The 21197-nt window shown below is 72.4% G+C and carries 22 protein-coding genes; 11 read left to right on the top strand and 11 right to left on the bottom strand.

From position 1 onward, the window contains the following. Positions 1–167: 167 nt before the first annotated feature. Both AB0H81_RS26855 and AB0H81_RS26860 read right to left on the bottom strand, forming a co-directional pair. Positions 168–1166, bottom strand: a complete 999-nt coding sequence (locus tag AB0H81_RS26855; protein WP_358380040.1) for an MvdC/MvdD family ATP grasp protein — start codon at positions 1164–1166, stop codon at positions 168–170. Between the two features lie 112 nt (positions 1167–1278). After that, a complete protein-coding gene (locus AB0H81_RS26860; protein WP_358380043.1) occupies positions 1279–1428 on the bottom strand; it encodes a putative ATP-grasp target RiPP in 150 nt (49 codons plus the stop codon). Between the two features lie 234 nt (positions 1429–1662). Between AB0H81_RS26860 and AB0H81_RS26865 the strand changes: the two genes are divergently transcribed. Further along, positions 1663–2517 (top strand): SAM-dependent methyltransferase, encoded by an 855-nt coding sequence (locus AB0H81_RS26865; RefSeq protein WP_358380046.1) that lies wholly within the window; start codon positions 1663–1665, stop codon positions 2515–2517. 12 nt (positions 2518–2529) lie between these two features. Here the strand turns inward: AB0H81_RS26865 and AB0H81_RS26870 are convergent, their stop codons facing one another. Then, a complete protein-coding gene (locus AB0H81_RS26870; RefSeq protein ID WP_358380049.1) occupies positions 2530–3270 on the bottom strand; it encodes a metallophosphoesterase family protein in 741 nt (246 codons plus the stop codon). A gap of 166 nt (positions 3271–3436) precedes the next feature. Here AB0H81_RS26870 and AB0H81_RS26875 point away from each other — a divergent pair, with 166 nt between their 5' ends. Then, positions 3437–3940, top strand: a complete 504-nt coding sequence (locus AB0H81_RS26875) for a DUF6790 family protein (protein ID WP_358380052.1) — start codon at positions 3437–3439, stop codon at positions 3938–3940. Here the strand turns inward: AB0H81_RS26875 and AB0H81_RS26880 are convergent. The 5 genes from AB0H81_RS26880 to AB0H81_RS26900 all read right to left on the bottom strand — a co-directional run bounded on the left by AB0H81_RS26880 (position 3914) and on the right by AB0H81_RS26900 (position 9327). Beyond that, on the bottom strand, positions 3914–6190 hold the full coding sequence (locus AB0H81_RS26880; protein ID WP_358380055.1) for an excinuclease ABC subunit UvrA: 2277 nt from the start codon (positions 6188–6190) through the stop codon (positions 3914–3916). The two genes, AB0H81_RS26875 and AB0H81_RS26880, sit on opposite strands and share 27 nt — an antisense overlap. An 83-nt stretch (positions 6191–6273) precedes the next feature. After that, complete coding sequence (locus AB0H81_RS26885; protein ID WP_358380058.1) at positions 6274–7473, bottom strand: cytochrome P450; 1200 nt, start codon at positions 7471–7473, stop codon at positions 6274–6276. After that, complete coding sequence (locus AB0H81_RS26890; protein ID WP_358380060.1) at positions 7470–8243, bottom strand: VOC family protein; 774 nt, start codon at positions 8241–8243, stop codon at positions 7470–7472. The genes AB0H81_RS26885 and AB0H81_RS26890 overlap by 4 nt, the downstream gene beginning before the upstream one ends. Then, positions 8240–9079, bottom strand: a complete 840-nt coding sequence (locus AB0H81_RS26895; protein ID WP_358380063.1) for an SDR family NAD(P)-dependent oxidoreductase — start codon at positions 9077–9079, stop codon at positions 8240–8242. The genes AB0H81_RS26890 and AB0H81_RS26895 overlap by 4 nt, the downstream gene beginning before the upstream one ends. After that, positions 9076–9327, bottom strand: a complete 252-nt coding sequence (locus AB0H81_RS26900) for an acyl carrier protein (RefSeq protein WP_175599166.1) — start codon at positions 9325–9327, stop codon at positions 9076–9078. The genes AB0H81_RS26895 and AB0H81_RS26900 overlap by 4 nt, the downstream gene beginning before the upstream one ends. A 194-nt stretch (positions 9328–9521) precedes the next feature. Between AB0H81_RS26900 and AB0H81_RS26905 the strand changes: the two genes are divergently transcribed. Genes AB0H81_RS26905 through AB0H81_RS26920 form a run of 4 tightly spaced genes read left to right on the top strand, consistent with a single transcriptional unit; the run spans position 9522 to position 13426 of the window. Beyond that, positions 9522–9947 (top strand): nuclear transport factor 2 family protein, encoded by a 426-nt coding sequence (locus AB0H81_RS26905; RefSeq protein WP_358380066.1) that lies wholly within the window; start codon positions 9522–9524, stop codon positions 9945–9947. Further along, complete coding sequence (locus AB0H81_RS26910; protein ID WP_358380070.1) at positions 9944–11377, top strand: NDP-hexose 2,3-dehydratase family protein; 1434 nt, start codon at positions 9944–9946, stop codon at positions 11375–11377. The genes AB0H81_RS26905 and AB0H81_RS26910 overlap by 4 nt, the downstream gene beginning before the upstream one ends. 7 nt (positions 11378–11384) lie before the next feature. Next, on the top strand, positions 11385–12686 hold the full coding sequence (locus AB0H81_RS26915) for an activator-dependent family glycosyltransferase (protein ID WP_358380073.1): 1302 nt from the start codon (positions 11385–11387) through the stop codon (positions 12684–12686). Then, on the top strand, positions 12683–13426 hold the full coding sequence (locus AB0H81_RS26920; protein ID WP_358380076.1) for an SDR family oxidoreductase: 744 nt from the start codon (positions 12683–12685) through the stop codon (positions 13424–13426). The genes AB0H81_RS26915 and AB0H81_RS26920 overlap by 4 nt, the downstream gene beginning before the upstream one ends. 52 nt (positions 13427–13478) lie before the next feature. Here the strand turns inward: AB0H81_RS26920 and AB0H81_RS26925 are convergent, their stop codons facing one another. Further along, on the bottom strand, positions 13479–14426 hold the full coding sequence (locus AB0H81_RS26925; protein WP_358380079.1) for an aromatase/cyclase: 948 nt from the start codon (positions 14424–14426) through the stop codon (positions 13479–13481). A gap of 31 nt (positions 14427–14457) precedes the next feature. Further along, entirely contained in the window at positions 14458–15240 is a 783-nt protein-coding gene (locus tag AB0H81_RS26930) for an SDR family NAD(P)-dependent oxidoreductase (RefSeq protein WP_358380082.1), read from the bottom strand. A 148-nt stretch (positions 15241–15388) separates the two neighbouring features. Here AB0H81_RS26930 and AB0H81_RS26935 point away from each other — a divergent pair, with 148 nt between their 5' ends. The 5 genes from AB0H81_RS26935 to AB0H81_RS26955 are packed head-to-tail and all read left to right on the top strand — an operon-like array spanning position 15389 to position 20363. After that, the gene (locus AB0H81_RS26935; RefSeq protein ID WP_358380085.1) at positions 15389–15736 is read left to right on the top strand and encodes an antibiotic biosynthesis monooxygenase family protein; all 348 of its coding nucleotides are present in this window, start codon (positions 15389–15391) and stop codon (positions 15734–15736) included. Next, positions 15733–16992, top strand: coding sequence for a beta-ketoacyl-[acyl-carrier-protein] synthase family protein (locus AB0H81_RS26940; RefSeq protein ID WP_358380087.1), 1260 nt, complete (start codon positions 15733–15735; stop codon positions 16990–16992). Before AB0H81_RS26935 ends, AB0H81_RS26940 begins: the two co-directional genes overlap by 4 nt. Before the next feature lie 4 nt (positions 16993–16996). Further along, positions 16997–18205: a ketosynthase chain-length factor gene (locus AB0H81_RS26945; protein WP_358380090.1), complete on the top strand. Its 1209-nt coding sequence runs from the start codon at positions 16997–16999 to the stop codon at positions 18203–18205. Further along, complete coding sequence (locus AB0H81_RS26950; protein ID WP_358380093.1) at positions 18202–19245, top strand: ketoacyl-ACP synthase III family protein; 1044 nt, start codon at positions 18202–18204, stop codon at positions 19243–19245. The genes AB0H81_RS26945 and AB0H81_RS26950 overlap by 4 nt, the downstream gene beginning before the upstream one ends. Further along, a complete protein-coding gene (locus AB0H81_RS26955; RefSeq protein ID WP_358380095.1) occupies positions 19242–20363 on the top strand; it encodes an acyltransferase domain-containing protein in 1122 nt (373 codons plus the stop codon). The genes AB0H81_RS26950 and AB0H81_RS26955 overlap by 4 nt, the downstream gene beginning before the upstream one ends. Here AB0H81_RS26955 and AB0H81_RS26960 read toward each other — a convergent pair. Next, on the bottom strand, positions 20289–21152 hold the full coding sequence (locus AB0H81_RS26960; RefSeq protein WP_358380098.1) for a methyltransferase domain-containing protein: 864 nt from the start codon (positions 21150–21152) through the stop codon (positions 20289–20291). The genes AB0H81_RS26955 and AB0H81_RS26960 overlap by 75 nt on opposite strands. Positions 21153–21197: the final 45 nt, after the last annotated feature.

Consider the following 21197-nt stretch of genomic DNA (forward strand, 5'->3'; position numbering starts at 1 on the left):
CCGATGTCCCGCGGGGGCAGGGGACGACCGCTGGTCCTGTGCCCGGGGCTGAGCTCCACGCAGGCCGATCTGCACGAGCTGATCGAGCTGCTGCGCCCCGGAGTCCTTCGCCGAGGCTCTGGAATCCGGGGCCTCGCCGCAGGACTCCAGGGGCTCGACGAAATCGGTCACTGCTTTTCTCCGTCCATGAGCCAGCCCGCGATCGCGTCGCTGACCGGCAGCCCGGCCCACAGCTCGACGAACCCCCACGCGCCGTTGGAGTTCAGCTCCAGGAAGACGTACTCGCCGCCGGGCGTGACGATGAAGTCCAGGGCGGCGTAGGTGAGCCCGACCTCGGAGACCAGGAGCGCGCAGCGCCGCGCCACGTCGGCCGGCAACGCGTGCGGCGCGTACCGGACGCGGTCGTTGTCGTAGTGCCGCCAGTCGTCCCTGGCCGCCCTGGAGCCCGACGCGTCGATCTCCGCCGCCAGCGCCTGCTCGCCCACCACGATCACCCGCAGCTCGACGGCCTTGGGGACGTACGGCTGCAGGACGATCGGCTCGTGCCGCACGCGGTGCCGGGAGGTGAGGTGGCGACGGGTGACCACCGTCGTGTACGCGCGGTGCTGGGCGCCGTCGATCTCGAAGCGGTCGGAGGCGATCTGTTTGGCGACCAGCCGGCCGCCCGCCGCCTCGTAGGCCTCCGTCAGCCGGGCGGGGTCGTTGGTGTAGGTGGTGTCGGGCACGGAGAAGCCGAGTTCGATCGCCCGTGCCAGGTGGAAGACCTTGTTGTGGGCCCGCAGCTCGTCGGCGCGGCGCCCGGGCAGCCAGCGGGCGTCCAGCAGGCTCCACACGCCGTCCAGCATGATCTCCGCCTGGAGCCTGACGTGCGCGCGGTGGGTCGGGTCGGTCACGGTGGCGGCGGCCTCCGGCCCGCTCGGCCGGCTGCGCCAGACCGCCGTGATCTGCGACAGGTCGACGGTCTCCGCGCCGGTGTCCAGGATCAGCCGGCGCTCACCGCCGGTGAACGTCGCGGTGACGCGGCTGCGTCCGGGGTAGTCGCCGTTGTCCCACCACAGAACCGGCGTGCCGCCGGCCGTGGGCTCGTCCGTGCCCGTCAGGTAGGCGCCGCGCCGGCGGAGCGCGGCCAGCACCCTCTCGGCCGCCCCGTCCCCGCGCGCGCTCATGATCATTATCACTGCTCGGTCCCGTCTCGAACGGCGCGGTGGAACGCTCTTCGCGTTCCACCGCGCCGTGTTCATCCGATGGCCGTCAACTGGCTGCCGGCCGGCTGCTGGATCAGACGAGCCACCACTCGTAGGGCACGTCGTCCAGGGTCCAGGCGCTGACCTGCCACTGCGGCTTGGCGCCGCCGGCCACCTCGCCCAGCTCGGCGTCGGTCAGCTCCGCGCCCTCGAAAGGCAGATCGTCAATGGTGATCTTGGACATGTCGTTCCTCTCATCCGCCGCGGGCCACTGTCGGCCCCGGCTGCACTGAGGACCCTAGAAAAGGACACTTGTCGACGACTTGGGATTTACTGGTAGGGGATTGCAGAAAAGTCCCAACCGAAACCGGTCGCGACAGTAGACCCCAAGTATCCGAACCTTCACGTTCGGCAATGACCACGCAAAGTGTTTGCTAGAGTACGGTGCGTATCCACGCCCTCTCCCGTAGGAGTCCGCGTGCTCGACACCGACCTGGACCTCGTGCTCAGGCTCGACCTCGACGTCGTCCAGACCAGCGACATCGCCGCCGCCGTCAGGGCCCAGGAGTGCGCGCTGCCCGAGCCGATGCTCGCCGACCCGTACGCCCACCTGTTCGTCGACGACGCCACCGTGCGCAGGGCGAGGGCGCTCGACCTGATCGGCATGACCCGTGGCGCCGTGGCCATCCGGGGCAGGTTCGGTGACGAGGTGCTGGCCGGGGCCGTGGCGCGCGGGGTGCGGCAGGTGGTCGTGCTCGGCGCCGGGTGCGACACCCGGGCCTGGCGCTGCGCCCTGCCCGCCGACCTCGTCCTGTTCGAGGTGGACGGCGACCCCCGGCGGCAGCGGGCCAAGCTGCGCATGCTGGCCGCCGCCGGGGCGCTCGCGCACCGCCACCACCGCGTGGTCACCGCCGACCTGGCCCGGCCTTGGTGCGGGCACCTGCTGCAGGCCGGGTTCGATCCCGGGGCGGCCACCCTCTGGCTGGCCGAGGGCCTGACCTACTTCTTCGGCGATACGGGCCTGGACCGGCTGGCCGCCGACCTGTCGGCCGTGTCGGCGCCGGGTTCCGCGCTGGCGGCCGACGTCACGGGGCCCGGCTACTACACCGCCGGCTACGGCGACCGGTTCGTCGCCTACATGCGCGCCCTCGGGGCGTTCAGCGGCCCCGTCGATCCGGGGGCCTGGCTGAGCCCGTACGGGTGGCGCGTCGAGAGCTACGACACCGGCATGCTGGCCGACGGCCGCTGCCCCTGGCTGCCCGGGCCCGTCCCGGAGCGGCTGCTGGGCTCGCAGTCTGGCTTCCTCTACGTCCACGCACGGATGGAGGGGTGAGGGCGGGGATCGTCAGCGGCCTTCCACCTCGGCGAACACCGCCAGGGCCTCGGCGTCGGAGTGAACGGTCGTCACGTAGTCGGTCACCCACCCCTCGATCCCGTCGAAGCCGCTCTCCGCGATCAGCCGCCGCGACGCCTCCTCGGCGTCGAAAAGGGTACGCCTCAGGGTCACCGCGCCGCTCTCGGCGTCGAGCAGCGCCCAGTGCGCGCCCGCCGTGCCGTACGGCATGCCGACAGAACCGGGGTTGACCACGAGCGTGCGGTCCACCAGCCGGACGAACGGCATGTGGGTGTTGCCCAGCACGACCGTGTCGGCGGTGACGCCGGCCAGGACCTCGGCCCAGCGGTCGAGCGTGCTGTCGACGAGGATCATCTCGTCGTCCCGGCGCGGCGTGGCGTGGACGAACAGCGTGACGCCGAGCAGGCCGAGGTCGAGCACCTGCCGGTCGGGGAGTCGGGCGAGCAGGGCGACCTGGTCGTCCCGCAACTGCTCGGCGGCCCACCGGGAGACGGGGTACGGGCACTCCCCGCCCCGGGCCACCTCGACCAGCTCCCGGTCGGCGTTGCCGTTGACCCAGAGCGCCCGCTCGCCGAGGGACGTCAGGAGGTCGAGGGTCTCGACCGGTTGCGGGCCCGCGGCCAGGTCGCCGGTGAGGACGAGCAGGTCGGCGGCGGCCACGTCGGGCTCGGCGAGCACCGCCTCGAGGCCGGGCAGGACTCCGTGGACATCGGACAGAACGGCTACGCGCATGTCCTCACTATGGCCGTGTGCCGGGGCGCAGCCGCGCCGCTTTCGCCGGAGGCGATCACCATGCGGGTCACCGGAGCCCTGGCTGGGCCACGGATTCATCGAGCCGAGGTCGACACGCCGGGCGCGGTGCCGGACGGCTGGTCAGCGGGCTTCCTAGGGTGCTGACATGGCGTTCTTCGTCGTCACCTTCCTCGGCCTCGTCATCGGCGCGCTGCTCCACAGCCTGCTCGATCGTGCCCCGGCGCGGCGCACCCGGCCCCGCGTGGTCGAGTTGTGGCTGCTGTGGTTCGTGGCCGGCGGCGGGGTGCTGTCCATGCTCGGCGGCCTCTCGCACATCGGCCCGTACGCGCCGGAGGTCGCCGACAGCATCGGGTTCGCGCACAGCGCCTTCCAGTGGGAGGTCGGCTGGGCCGACATCGCCGTCGGGCTCATCGGGTTCCTGAGCATCTGGAACCGGGGGTCGTTCATGAACGCCGCCGTGATCGCCATGGCCGTGCTCTACTGGGGCGACGCCGCCGGCCACGTCATGCAGCTCGTCGCCCACGGCAACACGGCGCCGAACAACGTCTGGACCATTCCCACCGACATACTCCAGCCGCTGGTCGCGGTCGTCCTCCTCGTCATCCACCGCGGACACCAGCGGTCAGGACTCGCGACCGCCGTTCAGTGAGGCGCGCAGGCACTCGGCCGTCAGTGAGTTGTCGGCGTCCAGCAGCGCGCGCGGTGTCCCCTCGAACATGATCTGCCCGCCCGAGCTGCCGCCGCGCGGGCCGAGGTCGATGATCCAGTCGGCGTTCTTGACGACGTCGAGGTTGTGCTCGATGACGATGACGGAGTTGCCGGTGTCCACCAGGTGGTTGATCACGGCCATGAGGCTGTCGATGTCTGACATGTGCAGGCCGGTGGTGGGCTCGTCCATGACGTACACGGTGCCCTTCTTGCCCAGTTCGGTGGCCAGCTTGATGCGCTGGCACTCGCCGCCCGACAGGGTGTTGAGCGGCTGGCCGAGCTGGAGGTAGCCGAGCCCGACGTCCACGATCGACCGGAGCGTCTCGGCGATCTTCGGCTCGCGGGCGAAGAAGTCGGCCGCCTCGGCCGCGCTCAGCGCCAGCACCTCGCTGATGTCGCGCCCGCGCAGCTTGTGGCTCAGGACCTCCTCGGTGAACCGCTTGCCCGAGCACACCTCGCACAGTGTGATCATCGGGTCCATGAACGCGAGGTCGGTGTAGATGACGCCCTCGCCCTGGCAGGCCGGGCACGCCCCGGAGGAGTTGAAGCTGAACAGGGAAGCGCTGACCTTGTTGGCCCGGGCGAACAGCCGCCGGATCTCGTCCATGATGCCGGTGTAGGTCGCCGGGTTGGAGCGCCGGTTGGTGGTCACGGCCGACTGGTCGATGATGACGGACGAGGGGTGCTGCTCGCGGAAGACCTTGTGGATCAGCGTGCTCTTGCCGGAGCCGGCGACGCCGGTGACGACCGTCAGCACGCCGGTCGGGATGTCCACGGTGACGTTCTTGAGGTTGTGCAGCGTGGCGTCGGCCACGGTCAGGTGCCCGGTGGGCCGCCGGAACTCCTCCTTGATCGGCAGCAGCTTGCGCATGCAGGCCCCGGTGAGCGTGTCGGCCCGGTAGAGGCCCTGGACGTCGCCCTGGTAGACGATCTCGCCGCCGTGGCGCCCGGCCTTGGGCCCGAGGTCGATCACGTGGTCGGCGATCTCGATGACGTCGCGGTCGTGCTCGACCACCAGCACGGTGTTGCCCTTGTCGCGGAGCTGGCGCATGAGGCTGGTCAGCTTGTAGACGTCGTGCGGGTGCAGGCCGATGGTCGGCTCGTCGAAGATGTACGCGACCTCGACCAGGGAGCTGTTGAGGTGGCGGATCATCTTGATGCGCTGCGACTCGCCGCCCGACAGCGTCGAGGTCTCGCGGCTGAGGGTGAGGTAGTCGAGCCCGAGGTCGACCATGTGGCCGAGCCGTTCGAGCAGGTTGTCGCGCAGCGTCGTCACCCGGGTCGAGGTGACCTCCCTGACGGCCCGCATCAGGTCGCCGATCTCCAGCGCGGAGAACTCGGCGATGTTGCGGCCGTTGATCTGGCAGGCCAGCACCTCCTTGTTGAGCCGCTGGCCGTTGCAGGTGCGGCAGGCCGACACCGACACGACGCGCTCCAGCGCGGCCCGGTTCTTGGCGCTCATCTCCTCGGGGCTCTTGCGGATGTAGAGCCGGTCGAACTTGGGGACGAGGCCCTCGTACTTGGAATTGATCTGGCCGCCCTGCCATTCGAGCGGGACGGACCCCTCGGCGCCGTAGAGCAGCGCCTCCCATTCCTGCTTGGTGTAATCCCGGAGTTTCTTGTCGTTGTCGAACAGGCCGGAATTGGCGTACAACTTCCAGAACCATCCGCCGACCGCGAACGCCGGATGGTCGATGGCGCCCTCGTTGAGCGAGCGCGACTTGTCGAGGAGTTTGTCCAGGTCGAGCTGGACCCGCCGGCCCAGGCCCTCGCAGTCCATGCACATGCCGGCGGGGTCGTTGAAGGAGAAGGAGTTGGAGTAGCCGACGTAGGGCTCGCCGGCGCGGGAGAACAGCAGCCGCAGCAGCGCGTACAGGTCGGTGATGGTGCCGACCGTGGAGCGGGAGTTCCCGCCGATCCGCTTCTGGTTGATGATGATGGCGGTGGACAGGCCCTCGATGGTGTCCGCGTCCGGCTGCCCGTACTTGGGCAGCCGGTTGCGGACGAACGCGGTGAACGTCTCGTTGAGCTGCCGCTGGGACTCGGCCGCGATGGTGTCGAAAACCAGCGACGATTTCCCCGACCCGGACACACCGGTGAAAAGGGTGATCTGGTGTTTCGGCACCTCGACCGAGAGGTTCTTCAGGTTGTTCTCGCGGGCTCCGAGAATCGTGATGTACTTCGGCTGCATATCGTTCCCCGCCTCTGTATCCGAGTTACATGGCCTCCGTCTTCACGCTAGAGGAGAACCCGGTCACTTTCTGACCGCATATTTCAGCGCGGCCGTAACCAGGCGGGCAGCTCGGTGAGACGCGCGGTCTGCGATCCCTTACGGCCCCAGCGCAGGTCGTCGAACGGCACGGCGAGCCGCGCGTGCGGGAAGTGCTCCCGCAGGACCTGGATCATGACCCGCGACTCGAGCTGTGCGAGCTGCTCGCCGATGCAGTAGTGGGCACCGTCGCCGAAGGTCAGCCGGCGGCTGGCCGGGTCCTCGCGGTGCGCGTTGATGCCCTCGATGTCGATGAGGACCGGCGCGCCCGGCGGCAGCACCGCCCCGCCGAGCACCACCTCCTGCGCGGCGAAGCGCCACAGCGTGTACGGCACGGGCGGATGCTCGCGCAGCATCTCCTCCACGAACTCGCCCGCGTCGGCGTCCGGCGCGAGGTGCCCGGCGAGGGTCTCGGCCAGCAGGAACCCGAGGAACGAGCCCGTCGTGTCGTGCCCGGCGAAGATCAACCCCATGATCATGTAGACGAGCTTGTCGGGCGGCAGCTCCCCGAACTCGGCCAGGCCCCGCTCGTACAGCACGCGGGTCATGGTGTCGGCCGTGCCCTCCATCGCCGAGCCGACCGCCTGGGAGAGCAGCTCCTCCAGCGCCGAGGTGTCGTACTCCGCGTCGCTCGCGGTGCCCAGCGCGAGCTGCTTCATCGCGCTGACGGCCTTCCTGGCCATGACCGGGTCGGTCACCGGCACCCCGAGCAGGTCGGAGATCACCAGCAGCGGGAAGTTGTAGGCGAACCCGTCGATCAGCTCGGCCGGCTCGCCGGAGGCGTCCGAGCTGTCGGCCAGGTCGGTGAACAGGTTGCGGGCGATGGTGGTGACGCGGTCCGCCGACGCGGCCAGCCGGCGCGGGTTGAAGGCGGGGGCGTGGACGCGGCGCAGCCGCCGGTGGTCCTCGCCGTCCACCGCGATGAGCGTGTACGGCCGGTACTCGGGGGCGGGGCTGTCGAGCCCGTCCTCGATGCCGTGCCACGACTCCGGCGCGAGCCCCGGGTCCTTGACGAAGCGGGGGTCGGCCAGCACCGACTTGGCCAGCGTGAAGTCCGTGACCACCCACACCGGGCCGCCCGCGGGCGCCTGCGCCCGCACCAGCGGCCCGCCGTCCCGCAGCTCGTCGTGCACCTGCGGCTTCTCGCGCATCGACTGCATCGGGCACTCGAACGGATTGACCTCGACCACGGGCTCGGCGCTCATGACAGCACCGAGAACCCTGCGCCGTGCGGGTCGAGCAGGTCGGCCCGGCGTCCCAGCGGCGTGTCGGCGGGCGCGTTCTCCACGGAGCCGCCCAGCTCGACGGCCTTGCGCGCGGTCGCGTCGCAGTCCTCCACGCCGAACGTGACGGCCCAGTACGGCCGGACCGCCCCGGTCACGCCCAGCTTGCGCACGCCGCCCACCGTCGTGCCGGCGACCTGCCAGACAGGGGAGCCGTCGCCGGGCGCGGTGGTCAGGCCCAGCGCGTCGCGGTAGAACGCGGCCGAGCCCTCCACGTCCGTGGTGACCAGCTCCACCCAGCGCACCGAGCCCGGCTGCCCGATCAGTTCGGCGCCCTTCATGGCCATCGGCTCCCACACGGCGAACGCGGCGCCGGCCGGGTCGGCGTAGACGGCCATCTTGCCCAGGCCCATGACCTCCATCGGGGTCATGATGGTCTCCCCGCCGGCCTTCGGCGCCCGCTCGTTCAGCGCCTCGGCGTCGTCGGTGGTGAAGTAGACGGTCCAGATGGCCGGCATGCCGTGCTGCTGGTCCGGGCCGTACGGGCGGTGGTAAGGGGTGTCGATCTGGTGGTAGGCGACCGCCGCGACCAGCTTGCCGTCACGGTGGAAGGTCGTGTAGCCGCCGGCCTCGGGCTCGCTGATCTCGGTCGCCGTCCAGCCCAGCAGCCCGGTGTAGAAGGCCACCGAGGCCGCCACGTCCGGCGAGCCCAGGTCGAACCAGGACGGCGAGCCGGGAGCGTATGTGGTCACAATGATTCCCTTTCACTGATGGCGGCGGCGCTGGCGTCCCAGAGCCGCGCGGCGAGCCGCGGATCGGCCGTCGGCCCCTTGACCGGGTGCGGCCGTCTGTCCATGTAGTAGCCGCCGGGCACGATCTCCTCGGCCGGGGCCGTGGCCAGCCACAGCAGCGTGTCCGCGGCCCTGTCGGCGGTGCGCAGCAGCGGGTTGAAGCGGAAGTACCAGGACGCGATCGTGCCCCGGCCGATGAGCGTGCGGACCTGGCCGGGATGGAAGCTGGTGGCCAGCACGTCGGGCCAGCGCCGGGCCGCCTCGGCGGCGAACAGGATGCCGGCCTGCTTGGACGTGCCGTACGCCCGGCCCGCGCCGTAGCGGCCGCGTTCGGCCCTGAGGTCGTCCGGGTCCAGCGCGCCCGTGGTGTACGCGTCGGAGGAGGTGACGACGATCCGCCCGCCGGACAGCCGCTCGCGCAGGAGGTGGGCCAGCAGGAAGCCGGACAGGTGGTTGACCTGGATCGTGCTCTCGAAGCCGTCGGCCGTGAGCGTGCGCGTCCGGAACATCCCGCCCGCGTTGCTGGCCAGCACGTCGACGTGCTCGAAGCGGCCCCGCAGGTCCTCGCCGGCGGCGCGCACGTCGTCGAAGCGGCCGAAGTCGGCCCGCAGCCCGTACGGCTTGACCTGGCCGACCTCGGTCAGCTCGCTGAGGACGTCCTTGAGCCTGGCCGGGTCCCGCCCGACGGCGACCACCTCGGCGCCGCGGCGGGCGAGACCGACGGCGGCCGAGCGCCCGATCCCCGAGGTGGCGCCGGTGACCACCACCGTGCGGCCGGCCATGTCCCGGGGGGTCACGCCCGTTCCAGCTCGCCGACGAACTCGACGAGCTCCTTGGGGGTGGTGATGTCCCCGAGCTCGCTGTCGGGCAGCTTGCGCCCGCACGCGCGCTCCACGTGGTGGACGATCTCCAGCAGCGCCAGCGAGTCGTAGCCGAGATCCTCGAAGGTCCTGGTCTCGAAGCCGTCGACCAGCTCGATCGTGTCGTCGTCGCCCGCGACCTGCCGCATGATCTGCTTCAGCTCGCCGAGACTGAACTGGGTCATCTTCCCGCCTCTTCGTCGTCGGCCGTTGCTTTCCTGATGTTCCGTTCCGGGGACGGCGCCCCCGCTCGCGATCAGCTTGGCCACGCTCCGTGCAGTCACGCTGGAACGGCGATGGACTATCGCTTGTCAGGCGCCTCTCTAGCCGCGGACGGGATCGTGGGCCCGCACGACCGACTCGCGGAGGGCAGGCCGAGGTGGACGCACAGCACGTTGACGCTCAGTACGCGCAGGCGCAGCACTTCTACGCGCGCCAGATGCAGCTCCTGGACGCCGGATCGACCGACGAGTGGGCCGCCACGTTCACCGAGGACGGGGTCTTCGAGGTCGGCGACAGCGCGGTCCACGGATCGGCGGACATCGCCAGGGCGGCGCGCAAGGTCGCCGACGAGTTCGCCACCGCCGGCGTCCAGCGCCGGCACTGGATCGGGATGCTGACCGTGACCCCCGGCGACGACGGAACGCTCACGGCCCGCAGCTACGCCCTGGTCCTGGAGATCCCGACCGGCGGCGAGGTGGTCGTCAGGCGCAGCACCGTGTGCACCGACCGGCTCGTCAGGTCGGACGGCGGGTGGCGGGTCGAGCACCGCAGGGTCACCCGGGACGGGCTGGACCCGGCATGAGCGGCGCCCCTCCCACCTACGCCATCCGGTCGCGGCCCAACGGGCGGCTGACGGCCCGCATCGCGCGTTCCATGCTCGCCGGCGACGGGCTGGAGGCGTTCTGGTCCTGGTACACCGAGCGCGCCGCGCGCAGCACCCACCGCGTGACGCGCATCCCGCTGGAGGAGCTGACCGGGTGGAGCACCGACCCGGAGACGGGCGACATCGGCCACGACAGCGGCAAGTTCTTCAGCGTCACCGGCATCGACGTGCACATCCCGGGCGCCCCGGTGCCGCGCTGGAGCCAGCCCATCATCGTCCAGCCCGAGGTCGGCATCCTCGGCATCCTGGTCAAGGAGTTCGACGGGGTGCTGCACTGCCTCATGCAGGCCAAGTTCGAGCCGGGCAACGCCAACGGGCTGCAGCTGTCGCCCACGGTCCAGGCGACCAAGAGCAACTTCTCGCGGGTCCACCGCGGCAAGGCGGTGCCGTACCTGGAGTTCTTCCGCGACAGCGCGCGGCACGGGGTGCTGGCCGACGTGCTCCAGTCGGAGCAGGGCGCCTGGTTCTACCAGAAGCGCAACCGCAACATGATCGTCGAAGTGGACGGCGACGTCCCCGTGGGCGAGAACTTCATCTGGCTCACCTTCGGCCAGCTCCACCGGCTGCTGGGCGTCGAGAACCTGGTCAACATGGACACCCGCACGGTCCTGTCGTGCCTGCCGTTCACCAGCCAGGACATTCATCCGCTGATCGTCGTCCCCGAGGACGACTTCCACCAGGCGCTGGTGCGCTCGTGCAGCGCCGCGGAGGGCAGCCTGCACTCCATGCCGGAGATCCTGAGCTGGATCACCGGCATCAGGGCGCAGTCGGAGGTGGTCACCCGGGTCACGCCGCTGACGCGCGTGCCTCGCTGGCACCGGGCCGGCGGGGCCATCGCGCACGAGAACGGGCTGTTCTTCCGGGTGATCGGCGTGGACGTGGCCGGCGGCTCGCGCGAGGTCGCCTCGTGGAGCCAGCCCATGATCGAGCCGTCGGGCAACGGCATCGTGGCGTTCGTCGCGCGCCGGATCGACGGCGTCCTGCACGTCCTCGTGCACGCCCGCGTCGAGCCCGGCTACGTCAACGTGATGGAGCTGGCGCCGACCGTGCAGTGCACCCCCGGCAACCTGGGGGCCCTGCCGCCGGAGGCGCGCCCGCGTTTCCTCGACGTCGTGCGGGACGCCCCGCCCGAGCTGGTCAGGTACTCGGTGGCGCTGTCGGAGGAGGGCGGCCGCTTCTACAACGCGGTCAACACGTACGCCGTGGTCGAGGCGGAGGTCGACGTGGAGGACGGCGCCGACTACCGGTGGATGACCCTGCACCAGCTCGCCGAGCTGCTCAAGCACAGCAACTACCTCAACGTGCAGGCGCGCAGCCTGGTGGCCTGCCTGCACAGCCTGTCCTCGTGAAGGTGAGATGCCGATGCGTGTCCTGTTCACCACGTTCGCCGCGCCGTCGCACTTCTACGCCCAGGTCACCCTGGCCTCGGCCCTGCGCACCGCCGGCCACGAGGTCGTCGTCGCCAGCCAGCCGGACCTGGCCGAGACCATCGCGGCGGCCGGCCTGACCGCGATCCCCGTCGGCCCGCCGCTGGAGATCGAGCCGGAGACGCAGAAGGCCACCTCCAGCTTCGCCGACGACCGCAACCTCGGCGGCCTGGCCATGAGCAACTCCCGCTACGACCCGTTCCCGTGGGAGCACGCGATCGGCATGTTCAGCGCGATGACCGCGTTCGTGTTCCAGAACGTGTGCGCCGAGCCGATGGTGGACGACCTGGTGGCGCTGGCCCGCGAGTGGCGGCCCGACCTCGTGATCTGGGACCCGCTGACGCTGGCCGGCCCCGTGGCCGCGCGGGTCGCCGGCGCCGCCCACGCCCGGCTGCTGTTCGGGCCCGACCAGATGGGGCGCAACCGGACCCGCTTCCGCGCGATGCTCGACCAGCGGCCCCCCGAGCTGCGCGACGACCCGCTGGCCGAGTGGCTCGACTGGACGCTCGGCCGCCACGGCGAACGGGTCCGCGAGCACGACGAGGAGCTGGTGCTCGGGCAGTGGACGATCGACCCGACGCCCGCGTCCCTGCGCATCCCGCTCGACCTGCACTACGTGGGCGTGCGCTACGTGCCCTACAACGGGCGCTCGGTCCTGCCCGGCTGGCTGCGGGAGCCCGCGCCGTACCCGCGGCGGATCTGCCTGACGCTGGGCGTGTCGCTGGGCGAGGTGGAGGACGGCGGGACGGTCGCCGCCGGCGACCTGATCGCCGCGGTGGACGGGCTGGACGCCGAGGTGGTCGCCCTGCTCCCCGCCGACCTGCGCGCCCGGCTCGGCACGCTGCCGGCCAACGTCCGGGCCGTCGACTTCGTGCCGCTGAACGCGCTGCTGCCGTCGTGCGACGCGATCGTCCACCACGGCGGCTCGGGCACCTTCATGACGGCGCTGTCCCACGGGGTCCCGCAGCTCATCGTGCCCGACATGATGTGGGATTCCATGGAGAAGGCCACCGGGCTGGCCGCCAGCGGCGCCGGCACGTACATCGAGGACCAGGACAAGCTGTCGCCCGACCGGCTGCGCGAGCGGATCGTCGGCCTGCTCGACGACCCGTCCTACGCCGCCGCGGCGGCCCGGATGCGGGCCGAGGTGGTCGGCATGCCCAGCCCCAACGACATCGTGCCGGTCCTCGAACGGCTCACGCTTCTGCACAAGGAGGGGAAGGCGGGATGACCAGGACGGCGATCGTCACCGGAGGCGGGTCCGGCATCGGCCGGGCCACCGCCCACGCCTACGCCGAGCGGGGCTGGGGCGTGCTCGTCGTCGGCCGTGACGCGGGAGCGCTCAAGGACACCGCGGCCGGCCACGACGGCATCCAGCCGTTCAGCGCCGACCTCACCGAGACCGGCGCGCCCGAAGCCGTGGCCGAGGCGGCCCGGCAGCGCTTCGGCCGCGTGGACGTGCTGGTCAACAACGCCGGGACGGGTGTCTTCGGCCCGCTCGGCGGCCTCGACCGGGCCCGGGTGGAGGCGCAGGTGGCGACGAACCTGGTCGCGCCGGTCATGCTCACCCAGGCCGTGCTGGACGACCTCGCCGCCGCCGGGGGAGTGGTGGTCAACGTCAGCTCCGCCGGCTCCCTCGGGCTGCGCTCCTGGCCGCACAACGCCGTGTACGGGGCCACGAAGGCGGCCCTGGACCTGCTGACCAGGTCCTGGGCCGTGGAGCTCGGGCCGCGCGGGATCCGGGTGGTCGGCCTGGCCCCCGGCGTCGTCGACACGGCCGCCGGGGTCCGGGCCGGGATGTCCGAGGAGGACTACGCCGGGTTCCTGGACGCCATGCGCGGGCGGGTGCCCGTCGGCCGGATCGGGCGGCCCGAGGAGATCGCCTGGTGGATCGTCCAGATCACCTCGCCCGAGGCCGCGTACGCCAGCGGCACGGTGTTCGCCATCGACGGCGCCCTGTCCGTGACGTGACCGCGGGCCGCGTCCCCGCTGGAAGGGGACGCGGCCCGTTCGCGTACCGCTCTCAGACGCGGGCCGAGCGGCGGCCCTCGGCGTACTCCTTGGCCGCCTTCAGCGTCGTCATGCTGTTGCGGCTCAACGCCTCCTGGGCGAAGGCGTGCGCGTCGGCCATCGTGGCGCCCTCGCCCAGCACGCTCGCGATCGCCTCAGGGGCGATCGCCACCGTGTGCCGGGAGGTGACCGCGGCGCCGTCGCCCTCCGGCCGCACCGTCCAGCGGCCCGTGTGCACCGCCAGCAGCTTCGGCGTCCGCAGCTGCTTGTAGACGATCAGGTGCTCGGGGAAGCAGACCCGCACCGAGGCCGTGGTGTGCGTCGAGCCGTCGGCCGTGCGGGTGTCCATCTCCATGAGCTGCACGTCGGGAGTCTCCGACTCGACCACGATCCGGGCCACGTGCGGCAGCCGCTCCGGCCACAGGTCGGCGCGGTAGAGGAAGTCGTAGACGTCGCCCGCCGCGCCGTCCACCCGTACGGTGTCCTCGAACGTCGCCAGCCGGCTCACCTCGCCAGAGTCCTCGACGGCGGCCCGCAGCGCCGCCAGCTCGGCCTCGCTGTTGCGGTCGACGGCCTTGGCGATGAAGTCCGCGCCTTCCTCGTCCACCGCGCTGTAGTCGTGCGTCAGCCGGACCCGGGTGGTGGTGGCGTCGACCGGCTCGACGATCCACTCGCCGCCCATCGCGGCCACGGGATGCGCGGGCACCTCCTGGCGGAAGCGGATGCGCAGCCGCTCCGGGTCCAGCTCGCGTCGCGAGGTCCACGTCTTGGGCCGGCCGTTGGCGGTCGCCCAGATGCGGATGCGCTCCTCCCCGCCGTTCTCCTCGATCCGCTCGACGTGGACGGAGGGCGGGAAGACCGCCGGCCACGCGGTCGCGTCGGCGAGGACCGCGTAGACGGCCCGCGGGTCCGCCGACAGGGTGATCTGGTGCTCGGTCTCGTGCGTCGGTGAGGTCGCCACGGGCGCTCCTATCACTCAGAGGGGACCGCTTCTAGAAGGTGCCGAGTCCGCCGCAGACGTTGATCGCCTGCGCGGTGACGGACGCCGCCGTGTCGGAGACGAGGTAGCCGACCATCCCGGCGACCTCCTCCGGCGTGGAGTAGCGGCCCAGCGGGATCTTGTCCTGGAACTTGGCCAGCACCTCGTCCTCGGTGACGCCCCAGAAGGCCGCGTACCGCTGGCGCACGCCCTGCGCCATCGGCGTCTCGACGTAGCCCGGGCAGACGGCGTTGACCGTGATGCCGGTCTTGGCGAGTTCCAGGGCCAGCGCCTTGGTCAGGCCGACGACGCCGTGCTTGGAGGCGGAGTACGGCGCGCCGAGCACGACGCCCTGCTTGCCGGCGGTCGAGGCGATGTTGATGATCCGCCCCCGTCCCCGCTCCAGCATCCCGCCCGTGGTCAGCACCGCCTTGATCATCCGGAACGGCGCGGTGAGGTTGGTGTCCAGGATGTCGAGCCACAGCTCGTCGGGGATCTCCGCGGTGACGCCGCCCCCGCCGCGGCCGGCGTTGTTGACCAGCACGTCGATCGGGCCGTACCGGTCGACGGCGGCCCGTACGAGGTCCTGGATCGCGGCGGCGTCGCGGACGTCGCACACCCGCCCGTCGGCCTCGGCCCCCGACTCCCGCAGGCCCTTGACGGTCAGTTCGACGGCGTCCTGCGTGCGCGCGCACAGGAAGACGCGCATCCCGGCGCCTCCCAGGGACCGCGCCACGGCCAGCCCGATGCCGCTGGTGCCACCGGTGACGAGGGCGACCCGGCCTTCCTCGGACATGGGGTTCTCCTTTCGGTCGGCGCAAGGGTCACACCGGCGGCTCGAATGGCGCTAGACGACCTGGGTTCGAGCGGGCCGCGAGAACCGTGCCCCAGCGTCGTGCTGAGAGCTGTCGACCGACTCGGCGGCCCACGACCGAGGAGTACGGATGCCGCACACGGAGTTCGGGGGAGCCGTCACGTTCGTGAACAGGTTCCTCCTGCACGGCCCGGCCGAGGAGTTCGAGCGCGTGTTCGCCGCCACCTCGGAGTTCATGGGATCGAGGCCCGGCTTCCTGTGGCACATGCTGCTGCGGCCGCTGGAGACCGGGCAGGACCGTCACTACGTCAACGTCGCCGCCTGGGAGGACGAGGCCGCGTTCCGCGCCGCCGTCCAGCACCCGGACTTCGCCCCGCACGCCGGCGCACTGCGGGCGCTCAGCACCAGCGAGCCCACCCTGTACGAGACGCGGCAGACGCGGGCCGCGGCCCTGCCCGAGGCGACGGGGCGGCCATGAGCAGGCGGGTCGTCATCACCGGGCTCGGCGTGATCGCCCCCGGCGGGATCGGGGTCAAGCCGTTCTGGGACCTGCTGATGTCCGGCGCCACCGCCACGCGCCGGATCACCGCGTTCGACCCCTCGCCCTTCCGCTCCCAGATGGCCGCCGAGGCCGACTTCGACCCGGGCCAGGCCGGCCTGCCGGACGGCGCGGCCGAGCGGCTGGACCGGGCGGCCCAGTTCGCGCTGGCCGCCTGCGGCGAGGCCATGGCCGACAGCGGCCTGGAGGTCGAGGAGGCCGCCGCCCACCGCGTGGGCGTGAGCATCGGCAGCGCCGTCGGCTGCACGCAGAAGCTCGAGTCGGAGTACGTGGCCATCAGCGGCCGGGGCGCCACCTGGGAGGTGGACCACACCCTGGCCTCGCCGTACCTGTACGACTACTTCGTGCCCAGCTCGATGGCCGCCGAGGTGGCCTGGATGATCGGCGCGCAGGGGCCGGTGTCGATGGTGTCGGCCGGGTGCACCTCGGGCATCGACGCCGTGGGCTACGCCTGCGAGCTGATCCGCGAGGGCAGCGCCGATGTCATGGTCACGGGCGGCACCGACGCGCCGATCGCGCCCATCACCGTGGCCTGCTTCGACGCCATCAAGGCCACCTCCAGCTACAACGACACGCCCGGCAGCGCCTCGCGGCCCTTCGACCGCACCCGCAACGGGTTCGTCCTGGGGGAGGGGGCGGCCGTGCTCGTGCTGGAGGAGGCCGAGGCGGCCCGGCGGCGCGGGGCGCGGGTGTACGCCGAGATCACCGGCTACGCCTCGCGCGGGAACGCGTACCACATGACGGGCCTGCGCTCCGACGGCGCCGAGATGGCCGCGGCGATCACCGCGGCGCTGGACGAGGCGCGCTGCGACCCGTCCGAGATCGGCTACGTCAACGCGCACGGCACGGCCACCAAGCAGAACGACCGGCACGAGACGGCGGCGATCAAGACCGCGCTCGGGCAGCACGCCCACCGGGTGCCGATCAGCTCCATCAAGTCGATGATCGGCCACTCGCTGGGCGCCATCGGCTCGATCGAGGTGGCGGCCGCCGCCCTCGCGGTGACCAGGGGCGCGATCCCGCCCACGGCCAACCTGCACGACCCCGACCCGGAGCTGGACCTGGACTACGTGCCGCTGGTCGCGCGCGAGCAGCGCGTGGACGTCGCGCTGACCGTGGGCAGCGGCTTCGGCGGCTTCCAGAGCGCCATGCTGCTGCGCCGTTTCGAAGGGTGATCGCATGCATGACACGGACGTCGTGGTCACCGGGGTCGGCGTGGTCGCCCCCGTCGGCCTGACCCCCGAGGAGTACTGGACGGCGCTGCTGAGCGGGCGCAACGGCATCCGGCCGCTGCGCCGCTTCGACGCCGCCCGGCTGCCCTCGCCGCTGGCCGGCGAGGTGGAGGGCTTCGAACCGCGCGACCATCTGCCGGCCCGGATCCTGCCGCAGACCGACCTCATGACGCAGTACGCGCTCTACGCCGCCGACCGGGCCATCGCCGAGTCCGGGTTCGAGCCGGAATCGCCGCTCGACGTGGGCGTGATCACCGCCAGCGCCTCAGGCGGCTTCGACTTCGGCCAGCGGGAGCTCCAGCACCTGTGGCACGACGGGCCCGACCACGTCAGCGCGTTCATGTCGTTCGCCTGGTTCTACGCGGTCAACACCGGCCAGATCTCCATCCGCCACGACCTGCGGGGACCGGTCGGCGTCATGGTGACCGAGCAGGCCGGGGGGCTCGACGCCATCGCGCACGCCCGCCGCAAGGTCGCGCGCGGGGCGCGGATGATGGTGACCGGCGGCATGGACTCGTCGCTGTGCCCGTACGGGCTGGCCGCGCTGACGCGATGGGGCCGGCTCAGCACGGCCGACGACCCCGCCGCCGCGTACCTCCCCTTCGACCGCAGGGCCCAGGGGCACGTGCCGGGCGAGGGCGGCGCGATCCTGACGCTGGAGACCGGTGAGGCGGCCCGCGCGCGGGGCGCCCGCGTGTACGGGCGGATCGCCGGCCACGGCGCGAGCTTCGACCCGCCGCCCGGCTCCGGACGGCCGCCGGCGCTGACCCGGGCCGTCGAGGCCGCGCTGGCCGACGCCGGGGTCGCCCCCGCGGACGTGGCCCTGGTGATCGCCGACGCCGCCGCCGACCCCGGTCTCGACGCGGCCGAGGCGGAGACGCTGGCGGCTGTCTTCGGGCCGCGCGGGGTGCCGGTGACGGCCCCCAAGACGCTGACCGGCCGGCTGTACTCCGGGGCCGCCCCGCTCGACGTCGTGACGGCGCTGCTGGCGCTGCGCGAGGGCGTGGCCCCGGCGACGGCGAACGTCCGGGACGTGGACCCGGAGCTGCCCGTGGACCTCGTGCTCGGCGACCCGCGGCCCATCACCGGGGACGCGGCGCTCGTGGTGGCGCGCGGGGCGGGCGGCTTCAACAGCGCGATGGTCGTACGCCGATGACCGGCGGGCCGTACATCGCCGGGTGCGCCGCCTGGTTGCCGCCGGCCGTGCCGGTGGAGCGGGCGCTGGAGGCGGGCGAGTGCGACCCGCCGCTCGCCGCGGCCACCGGCATGCTCGCGGTGGCCGTCGCCGACAAGGAGATCGGCCCGGAGATGGCCGCCCGGGCGGCCCGGACGGCGCTCGCCCGGGCCGGCGCCGGCCCCGCGGACATCGACCTGGTCCTGCACGCGAGCCTCTACTTCCAGGGCCACCACCTGTGGGCGCCCGCCTCGTACGTGCAGCGGGCGGCGGTGGGCAACACCTGCCCGGCCATGGAGGTCCGGCAGGTCTCCAACGGCGGGATGGCGGCGCTCGAACTGGCCACCGCCTACCTGGACGCCGCCGGCGGGCGGACAGGGGCGCTGATCACGACGGGCGACCGGATGAGCCCGCCCGGGTTCGACCGCTGGCGCAGCGACCCGGGCACCGTCTACGCCGACGGCGGCACGGCCCTCGTGCTGTCGCGTACGACGGGCTTCGCCCGGGTCCGCAGCCTCGTGACCGTCTCGGACCCCGAGCTGGAGGGCATGCACCGGGGCGGCGACGCGTTCGGCGCGCCGTCGCTGGACGAGCTGCCCACGGTGGACCTGGACCTGCACAAACGTGCCTACGTGCGTGAGGTGGGGCGAGCCGCGACGGCCGCCAAGGTGAGCGCCGGCCAGGAGGCCGCGCTGACCGGGGCCCTGGTGGAGGCGGGCGTGGCCCTCGAGGACGTCAAGGGCTTCGCGCTGCCGCACATGGGCCTGCGCCGGCTCAGGGCCGGCTTCTTCGCCCCGTACGGGATCGACCCGGAGCGGACCACCTGGCCGTGGAGCCGGCACGTCGGCCACCTGGGCGCCGGCGACCCGATCGCCGGGTTCGACCACCTCGTCACCACCGGTGCGGTCGGCCCGGGAGAGCTGTGCCTGCTCGCCAGCGTGGGCGCGGGTTTCTCGTGGTCCTGCGCGGTCGTGGAGGTGCTGAGCCGCCCGGCGTGGGCGGGGGAGAGGGGCGAGACGTGACCGTCACCATGGTGATGTTCCCGGGGCAGGGATCGCAGCACCCGCGGATGGCGTGGGGCCTGTACGGGAGCGAGCCGCGCTTCACCGCCGCCCTCGACGAGGTGCTGGCGGCCTTCGACGACGGCGACGCGCTGCGCAGCGACTGGCTGAGCGACGACCCGCGGGTCCCGCTCGACCACGTCACCCGGTCGCAGCCGCTGCTGTTCGCGCTGGACTACGCGCTCGGCCGCACGCTGATGGAGTACGGGGTGCGGCCGTGGGTCATGCTCGGCCACAGCGTCGGCGAGATGGCCGCCTCGGTGCTCAGTGGGGTGTTCACCCTGCGCGACGGCGCGCGGCTGGTGCAGGAGCGGATCCGGCTGCTGGCCGAGGCCCCTCCGGGCGGCATGCTCGCGGTCTCGGCCGCGGCCACGGTGTTGGAGAAGGTGTTGGAGGAGGTGCTGACCGACGACGTCGTGGTCGCCGCGGTCAACGCGCCCCGGCAGACGATCCTGGCCGGGCCGTCCGGCCCGCTCGCCGAGGTGGAGGAGCGGCTGCGGCGCGACGGGTTCATCTGCGCCCCGGTGCCCGCAATGACGGCCTTCCACAGCCCCATGCTGGCGGGCGTGGCCTCCGCCGCCATGGAGGGCTTCGCCGCCACCCCCGTCCGGGCGCCCCGCATCCCGCTGCGCTCCTGCTACACGGCCGCGCCGCTGACCGGGGAGACGGCCGCCGACCCGGACTACTGGGCCGGCCACCCGGTGCGGCCGGTGCTGTTCTGGCCCGCGCTGGACGCCGTCCTGTCCGCCCGCGACGACGTCGTCTGCGTCGAGGCGGGCCCGGGGCAGGGGCTGAGCACCATCGCGCGGCGGCACCGCGCGGTGCGCGCCGGCCGGGGCGAGGTGGTCGCTCTGCTGCCCGCGCGGGCCGGCGGCCCCGAGGCGGACCGCGCCGCCTTCGACGCGGCCCTGGAACGGCTGGCCGCCCTGTCCGTCCTGCCCGCGGGCGGCTCGACGTCCGCCGACGCGGCCCCGGGCGACCCGGCCGGGCCGGCCCTGGGCGATCTACCCCCGGGCGACGCGCGCGGTGACGAAGCGGACCGGGACCTCGATGACCACCGGCCCGCTCCCGCCCCGTAGCCGGTCGAGCCCCTCGACGAGCCGCGCGCGCAGGTCCTCGGCCTGCGGCGCGGGCAGATTCTGCCACAGCAGGCGCATGCCCTGGGTGTGGGACCACTCGACCCACCGTTCGGGGGATTCGGCGGTCATCCGGACCGGCTCGTCCAGCACCCGCACCTCGCGGTAGCCGGCCCGCTCCAGCGTCGCCGCCAGGTCGCCGGCGTCCTCCAGCCAGCTGTTGAAACGCCGCACCAGCGCCTCCGGCCGCCATTCCGGAGGCAGGTGCCCCAGCAGCGAGGAGGGAATGAGCGGCGTGAACTCGGGCGGCAGGAACGGAAAAGTCCCGGCCCGGAAAACCGGACTGGTAAAAGCGATCCGCCCGCCGTCGCCGAGGAATTCCGTATAACGGGAAAGCGCCCCCGGAGCGTCCGGCAGGAAAATGATGCTGTAACCGCCGAGCAGCACGTCGAAAGCGCGGGCGGGAAGCTCCGGACTTTCCGCGTCCATCACCCGCGCCTCGACATGGGAAAGGCCCCGGGCGGCGATCTCCTTGCCGACCTCCTCCACCATGGCCGGAGCCAGGTCGATGCCCAGCACGCGTCCTCGCGGCCCCACCCGCTCCGCCGCCGGAAAGAGGCTGGCGCCCCGGCCGCAGCCGACATCCAGCACCCTCTCACCTGCGGTGGGAGCCGCCAGCTCCACGAGCCGGCGGCCCATAGGGGTGAAGAACTCCACCCCCATCCGGTCGTAGCGCGCGGCGGAGTCGTCGAAGACCCCCGCGACCTGTCGCTTGTACGCCGAGCTGTCCACAAGCCCTCCCTTCTGCGCAATCACCAGTATTCGAGCGCCTCTGGA

Source organism: Nonomuraea sp. NPDC050691 (assembly GCF_040654455.1).
Lineage (GTDB): Bacteria > Actinomycetota > Actinomycetes > Streptosporangiales > Streptosporangiaceae > Nonomuraea.

Coding starts and splice junctions, on each gene's coding strand:
- AB0H81_RS26950 (WP_358380093.1), top strand. CDS start 18,202: ATGACCGGCGGGCCGTACATCGCCGGGTGCGCCGCCTGGTTGCCGCCG.
- AB0H81_RS26870 (WP_358380049.1), bottom strand. CDS start 3,270: ATGCGCGTAGCCGTTCTGTCCGATGTCCACGGAGTCCTGCCCGGCCTC.
- AB0H81_RS26930 (WP_358380082.1), bottom strand. CDS start 15,240: ATGTCCGAGGAAGGCCGGGTCGCCCTCGTCACCGGTGGCACCAGCGGC.
- AB0H81_RS26935 (WP_358380085.1), top strand. CDS start 15,389: ATGCCGCACACGGAGTTCGGGGGAGCCGTCACGTTCGTGAACAGGTTC.
- AB0H81_RS26875 (WP_358380052.1), top strand. CDS start 3,437: ATGGCGTTCTTCGTCGTCACCTTCCTCGGCCTCGTCATCGGCGCGCTG.
- AB0H81_RS26920 (WP_358380076.1), top strand. CDS start 12,683: ATGACCAGGACGGCGATCGTCACCGGAGGCGGGTCCGGCATCGGCCGG.
- AB0H81_RS26860 (WP_358380043.1), bottom strand. CDS start 1,428: ATGTCCAAGATCACCATTGACGATCTGCCTTTCGAGGGCGCGGAGCTG.
- AB0H81_RS26910 (WP_358380070.1), top strand. CDS start 9,944: ATGAGCGGCGCCCCTCCCACCTACGCCATCCGGTCGCGGCCCAACGGG.
- AB0H81_RS26940 (WP_358380087.1), top strand. CDS start 15,733: ATGAGCAGGCGGGTCGTCATCACCGGGCTCGGCGTGATCGCCCCCGGC.
- AB0H81_RS26885 (WP_358380058.1), bottom strand. CDS start 7,473: ATGAGCGCCGAGCCCGTGGTCGAGGTCAATCCGTTCGAGTGCCCGATG.
- AB0H81_RS26915 (WP_358380073.1), top strand. CDS start 11,385: ATGCCGATGCGTGTCCTGTTCACCACGTTCGCCGCGCCGTCGCACTTC.
- AB0H81_RS26855 (WP_358380040.1), bottom strand. CDS start 1,166: ATGAGCGCGCGCGGGGACGGGGCGGCCGAGAGGGTGCTGGCCGCGCTC.
- AB0H81_RS26880 (WP_358380055.1), bottom strand. CDS start 6,190: ATGCAGCCGAAGTACATCACGATTCTCGGAGCCCGCGAGAACAACCTG.
- AB0H81_RS26900 (WP_175599166.1), bottom strand. CDS start 9,327: ATGACCCAGTTCAGTCTCGGCGAGCTGAAGCAGATCATGCGGCAGGTC.
- AB0H81_RS26945 (WP_358380090.1), top strand. CDS start 16,997: ATGCATGACACGGACGTCGTGGTCACCGGGGTCGGCGTGGTCGCCCCC.